This window comes from uncultured Vibrio sp., assembly GCF_947488985.1.
Taxonomy (GTDB): Bacteria; Pseudomonadota; Gammaproteobacteria; order Enterobacterales; family Vibrionaceae; genus Vibrio.
Genome location: NZ_CANLBV010000169.1, coordinates 1 through 3,790 on the forward strand (window position 1 = coordinate 1; position 3,790 = coordinate 3,790).

The window sequence follows — 3,790 nt, forward strand, 5'->3', positions numbered from 1 at the left end:
CTACTTCCCCCTCGCCGCGATTAAAACGCTTTTATCTCGAACAAAATTTAACCACGAAAGATCAACACGCCCTAGTAACTCGACTCAGTTCTTAAACTCTCAGCTCAACTCTGCAACATCAGAAATCACGAAGCTTAAGAGCCAGCTTGTCGAAGTACAAAAAGACGCGCTGTTTGATAGCACCACGACACTTTATAACCGCCGCGCTTTCGACCAAGATTTAGAGACATTGTGTAAAGCCAATCAATCTCTGTGCTTGATCCTGCTCGACATCGACCACTTTAAAAATTTCAACGACACCTATGGACACCTATTTGGCGACATGGTTCTAAAAGGCATTGCTCGTAAGCTGAAATTAAGTTGCCGCGAAGGGATTTCCGCCTATCGATTTGGTGGGGAAGAGTTTGCGCTCATCGTACCGAATAAATCCGTACGCATCGCCCGTCAACTTGCTGATACTAATCGACGCTCTTTAGAAAAGATGTCGATTAAAGATCGTCGTAGCGGAGAGCAAGTAAGCAACATTACAGCGTCGTTTGGTGTCGCTCAGCTAGAGCCTAACGAATCCCCTCAATCACTTATTGAACGTGCGGATAAATTGCTTTACGAAGCTAAGTCACTGGGCCGCAACCGAGTAATGCCTCTCTAGGAGTTGGAGTCCATCCCCGCGCATCCTTGCACGAAAGAGAGAAACTGCTCGTCAGCGAAATCTAGTACTTAATCATCAGCGAGTACGTAAGCAAAAACGAGCACGTAAACGAGGTCTAAACACTCAATTTCTGCTGATTATATCAATCAACTCAAGCCCCAAGTACCAAGTACCAACAACTACGTTGATCTTTGGGGCTTTTGTTATCTCTAGTGTATTCATTAAATCAGCGGTTACTCTCAGAGCGTATACACCTATCTACTCATTCAACTATCTACTAGGATAAGATTTACAACTGGTAGCAGTAATTCAGACAGTAATCTTCACCACTTTTCGCTTTGAATTCTTTATCTTCACTGCAAGCTTTTGGTTTGCCTTTCTCGTCACCTTTAACCAAGCTTATCCAGTGGCGCATTGCAGCAGTGCTTGGTTGGTTTTCATTCATTGAGGTTGCTTCCATTGGCGACAAACCAAAAGTGGTGCATGTCTCCAACTGAATATCATCGATCGCCACCAACTCAATACACCCCGTCCCTTTATGACAACCAAATATCACCTCTAAGTGACTTCCACTGCCATCTCGGAACAAGATCGAATCGGGATCGCTCTTCTCCCCCATGTAAGCGACAAACTGCTTAGGGTGCTTCAAGCCACTGTGCTGACCATCTTTAAAGTAGGCCATGATATGACGATAATCGACTACATAGCTAGTTACGTCTTGATGGGATCCGCTCTCTAGTGGAAACAGACGATCAAGCAGCTGTTTTGCTTTCACTTGCTTTTCTGTTTGTTGGTTTGCACTGATTGTCTCCACGGCAAAGACAGCTTCAGCGATAAATGGCTTTGATTGTTTTTGGATTTCTGTTTTATCGAATGTAAGCATATTCATAGTCTTTCCCTCTTGACCAGTCCGGCGAAAACCACCGATTTATAAAGCAAAAATGTGTACTAGAGCAATTATTCCAAACTAACGTTTAATTTATTTGTCATTTTGTGAATTGCTTAGTTTGTAGATTAGCGCTTTTTTACATACAATTTCACAACAAAAATTTTACAATGTGAATTTTACAAATATGGCCTTGTCTAAAAGTTTAGTTCGTCAGTCACATTTTCTCGGTACGAAAATACGTAACCTCAGGAAACGTAACCATTTAACCATGGAAGATTTGTCAGCGCGTTGCATCAGAATCAATCCAGAATATGCGCCTTCTGTTTCTTATCTTTCAATGATTGAACGTGGAAAGCGGGTGCCAAGTATCGATATGCTAGAGGTGATCGCACAGGTTTTTCAGAAAAATCCGGAGTGGTTTCTCGACGATGAATCAGAACAACAAGCCATCGCCCCTGATAAAGGAAATCGCGGGGGAATAAGTGGTATGGCCCTTGAGCCAAGTTTTCTTTTTTCCAACGATATCCTGCAAATTGCGATCCCTGAGATGCTGTCACAAACAGGGATCTCCGGCCGCCAATTTGCCCATCTCTTGATCCGTGCTCATCAAGAGAGTAACCAGAACCACTTCCCAGATCTTGAACGTGCCGCTGAAGAAGTTGGCTTAAAACGCCTTAACCTAAGCGTTGAAGACCTTATCGATATTGCTAGGAACCTTGGCATAAACATTCGCTGGGTAACCCGTACGCCCAAAGATGTCGTCGATGAGCTAGGTATCAATGCCAAACAGTTAGTGACCTCATTCTTTGAGCCACCCGGTACTATTTTCTTAAACGAGATCCTTAAAGAATACCCCACTAGACTGAAGTACGACTTGTCGGTCTACATTGGTCATTGCATCTTGCATAGCAAGGAGGGACTGAAGAGCGTTCTGTCTGTTGGTAACAACAATACTTGGGACGACAGCCAAGTGTCTGGCTCTTCACCACTCAATTCTCAAGACATTTTACAAGCATGGCGTGATTTTGAATCCAGCTTCTTTGCTGGCGCGTTACTGTGCCCAAAAGTTCCGTTTAGACAGCTACTTGACCGCACAGGCTATGAGATAGACGTTCATAAAAGAGCAGGGGTTTCCCCCTCTGTAGCGATGCGTCGAATGACGGTCGTATCGCCCTACCCTCATTGGCACTATTTCGATGCTTATGGACCAGGAAAACTCAAAGCGGTCTACCGTGGTAACGGGATCCCATTACCTTGGGGAAATATGAGAACAGTCGCCGACCCATGCCAACACTGGGCTGTATTCCGCCGATTATCAGAGCCTCGGGCGGGGAGTTCAGCCCAGATATCCATTTTAAATGTCGGAGATGAGCCAAGAATATACTGTTGTGAATCGATCAATATGACGGATCCTGCGGGTAACAACCGCGTACTGTGTGCAGGGATAGACCTCAATCCTGCGATTGATGCTCAAGGTGGAGACTCTCGATCGATTGCCGAAGAGTTGAAAGCCTCTTGCGTCAGTAATGGCGGCTCCGTCGCGATCCCGAATAGCATCAAGAAAGATCTGACAACGGTAGCCAAAATCCTCAATATAAACTGGATTGAACGTGGGATAGAAACGAAAGCAAGACTCATCTGCTCTAGAGGTGGTGAGTGTCCACGTCAGCCTAGTTGCTACTCTAGATGTGATGAAAGTTAAAAGTGGTCACGATACAGGCATGATAAAAGTTCAGGCAAAAAAAAACCAATCACAAAAAGGGTGATTGGTCATATATTTTGTGTGAACAATAAAGGTTCACTAACAACGTCAGTTGGCTAGGTGACCCTCGGCTTAAGAAGGGTCGCAATAAGTAATGCACTATGCATGCCAACTTTAAAAGTACGTATTTACTACGCATCTGGACACTTATCGACTGTTAAACCTTGTTTGTTTTGCAAACTGACATTGCAAATTGCAAAATTCGATAAAAATGCTAATGATTACGTTGTTATTAATAAATCATTAAACTTCTATTTCTCTGAGAAAATTGCAGCATTGAATTGAGTGAACCGCTATAGCGTTGAGCAGATTGTTACTATCTAGTCGATTGCTCCTAAATTGATACCCCTCCTCCCCACTCAAAAAAAACGAAGCCAAATGACGCGCATAAAAAACGCGAATATATGCTTTTCACTAAGGCGTGTTGATCTTTCGTGAGTATTTTTTAAACAGCATGGTAAAGAGTTATAATTTGCTTCGCCAAAAGTAA

Annotated in this window: 3 protein-coding genes; 2 read left to right on the plus strand and 1 reads right to left on the minus strand. The window is 43.5% G+C overall.

Annotated features, from left to right (window positions below):
- Positions 1 to 649 (plus strand): GGDEF domain-containing protein (locus Q1A70_RS19280; protein WP_299695501.1); only part of this gene is annotated, 649 nt, incomplete at its 5' end.
- 289 nt (positions 650 to 938) lie between these two features.
- Here Q1A70_RS19280 and Q1A70_RS19285 read toward each other — a convergent pair.
- Positions 939 to 1,538, minus strand: coding sequence for a hypothetical protein (locus tag Q1A70_RS19285; protein ID WP_299695499.1), 600 nt, complete (start codon positions 1,536 to 1,538; stop codon positions 939 to 941).
- A 169-nt stretch (positions 1,539 to 1,707) separates the two neighbouring features.
- On the opposite strand from Q1A70_RS19285, the gene Q1A70_RS19290 reads away from it, so the two are divergent.
- The gene (locus tag Q1A70_RS19290) at positions 1,708 to 3,240 is read left to right on the plus strand and encodes a DUF3612 domain-containing protein (RefSeq protein ID WP_299695497.1); all 1,533 of its coding nucleotides are present in this window, start codon (positions 1,708 to 1,710) and stop codon (positions 3,238 to 3,240) included.
- Positions 3,241 to 3,790 lie beyond the last annotated feature (550 nt).